The sequence below is a fragment of the Actinomadura geliboluensis genome (genome assembly GCF_005889745.1).
GTDB classification, from domain to species: domain Bacteria; phylum Actinomycetota; class Actinomycetes; order Streptosporangiales; family Streptosporangiaceae; genus Spirillospora; species Spirillospora geliboluensis.
This window is the reverse complement of the sequence record NZ_VCKZ01000680.1, coordinates 1-2,199: the sequence shown is the minus strand read 5'-3', so window position 1 is coordinate 2,199 and position 2,199 is coordinate 1. Positions and strand designations below refer to the sequence as shown.

The following is a 2,199-nucleotide window of genomic DNA, read 5'->3' as shown; positions in this document are numbered from 1 at the left end:
CGACCATGCTCACCCATCTCTCCCGTCTGCGTGTCGCTGTGATGGCGGCGCCTCGCCCGCGCACCGGTCGCGCGAGGGGGTTCGGTGGGCTGCGACGGGTCGCCGGCCTCGGCGGCCCCCGGTGCCGGCGACCCGTCGCAGGTCTTGGATCAATTCGCGGTCACGGCGGTTCCATTGAGCTCCGACAGCGGTGCGTCGGCGACGCCGAGGCGCCGCGCGGCGTCCAGCAGGTCCTGGAGGCCCTGCGCCTCCGGGCCGCCCGACTTGATCAGCCGCAGCAGCAGCGCCGAGAGGGTCAGGTCGCGGACGCCGCCGGCGTCGATCGAGCCGAGCAGCCGGGCCATGTCGTCGGTGAAGGACGACGTCCCGTCCAGCCACGGCCCGGCGAGGGACCGCGCCACCTCCGAGTTCTGCACGAACCCGTCGACGCTCTTGCCGAGCGCGATCGACCCGACGAGCCGGTCGAAGAAGACGCTGTCGCCGCCGACGATGTTGATGTCGGCCTGCTCCAGCCCGGTGGCGAGGACGGTGGCCTGCGCCTCCGCGACCTGCCGCTGCACCTCGATCCCGGCGAGCCGGACGTCCTTCTCCGCCTCCAGCCGCAGCCGGTACTCCTCGTGCTGGCGGGACGCCTCGTCCAGCGCGGCCATCGCGCCGGCCTTCTCGGTGAGGCCCTCGGCCTCGGCGCGCAGCGTCTCGCGGATCCGGGCGGCCTCCGCCGCCGCCATCTCCGTCGCGGCCGCGGCCTCGGCGCGGCCGACCTTCTCGATGGCGTCGGCGTCGCGCTCGCGCACCTGGACCTCGGCGAGCCCGGCCGCGGCGGCCTCCGCGCGCAGCCCCTCGGCCAGCCGGATCTTGGCCTGCGCGTCCATCTCCGCGGCCTCCTGCCGCGCCTGCGCCATCGTCAGCTCCTCGCGGGCGCGGTGCTGCGCGGCGGCCTCCGCCGCCTCCGCGGCCTTGATGTCCTTGACGAGGTTCTCCTGAGCCTCGGCCTCCGCGTGGATGATCACCGACTGGCGGGCGCGCTCGGCCTCCTCGACCGCGCGGAGCCGCTTGATGCCCTCCTCCTGCTCGGCGACGGTCCGCTCGACCGCGATGCGCTCCCGGACGACGTTCGCGATCTCCCGCTTCTCGGCCTCGACCTCTTTGTCGGCGGCGATGCGGGTCAGCTCCGTCTCCCGCTCGCGGCCGATGACCTCCAGCAGCCGGTCCTTCTCGATGCGCTCGCTCTCGATCGCGAGGACGCGCTCCTTGTTCTTCGCCGCGACGGAGATCTCGCGCTCCTTGTTCTCGTGCTGGACGCCGAGCTGCTCGTCGGTGCGGATGTGCGCGGTCTGCGCGCGGAGCCGCTCCTCGGCCTTGACCCGCTCGATCTCCGCCTGCTCGCGGGCCCGGACGGTCTCGATCTCGCGCTCCTGGCGGAGCTCGGCGTCGGCCTGGCGGCGCTCCAGCTCCAGGATCGCCTCGCGCGCCTCCACGTTCTGGCGGGTGATCTCCTTCTCCTCGTTGCGGGTGTACTCGTTGGTGCGGACGTGCTCGATCGCGGTCAGCTCGGTGATCTTCCGGATGCCCTGCGCGTCCAGGATGTTGGACTTGTCGAGCGACAGCAGCGGCGTCTGCTCCAGGTAGTCGATCGCCGCGTCCTCCAGGCTGTAGCCGTTCAGGTCCGTGCCGATGACCTGGATGATGTGGTCGCGGAACTCGTTGCGGCGGGTGTAGAGGTCGGCGAAGTCGAGGTGCTTGCCGACGGTCTTCAGCGCCTCGGAGAACTTCGCCGCGAACAGCTCCTGGAGCGTCTCCTGGCTGCTGGCGCGCTCGGTCCCGATGGCCTGCGCGACCTTGATGACGTCCTCGACGGTCTTGTTGACGCGGACGAAGAACGTGATGCGGATGTCGGCGCGGATGTTGTCCTTGCAGATCAGCCCGTCCCGGCCGGTCCGCTCGATCTCGATCGTCTTGACCGAGATGTCCATCAGCTCGGCCCGGTGCAGGACGGGCAGAACGATCGCGCCGGTGAAGGTGACGTCGACCCTCTTGAGCTTGGAGATGATCAGCGCCCGGCCCTGGTCGACCTTGCGGAACAGCCGGGTCACCATCAGCACGAGGCCGAGGGCGATGAGCAGGGCGAGCGCGAGGAGCACACCGGCTCCGATGGTGATGGTGTCCAAGGGGATCCCTCTCTGCTGGGGGGAACGAGGT

Annotated in this window: 1 protein-coding gene; it reads right to left on the bottom strand. The window is 71.1% G+C overall.

Features of this window, described 5'->3' with window-relative positions:
- Positions 1–149: 149 nt before the first annotated feature.
- Positions 150–2,168 carry a flotillin family protein gene (locus tag ETD96_RS43425; protein WP_138642295.1) on the bottom strand — a complete coding sequence of 673 codons (2,019 nt, stop codon included), beginning with the start codon at positions 2,166–2,168 and terminating at the stop codon, positions 150–152.
- Positions 2,169–2,199: the final 31 nt, after the last annotated feature.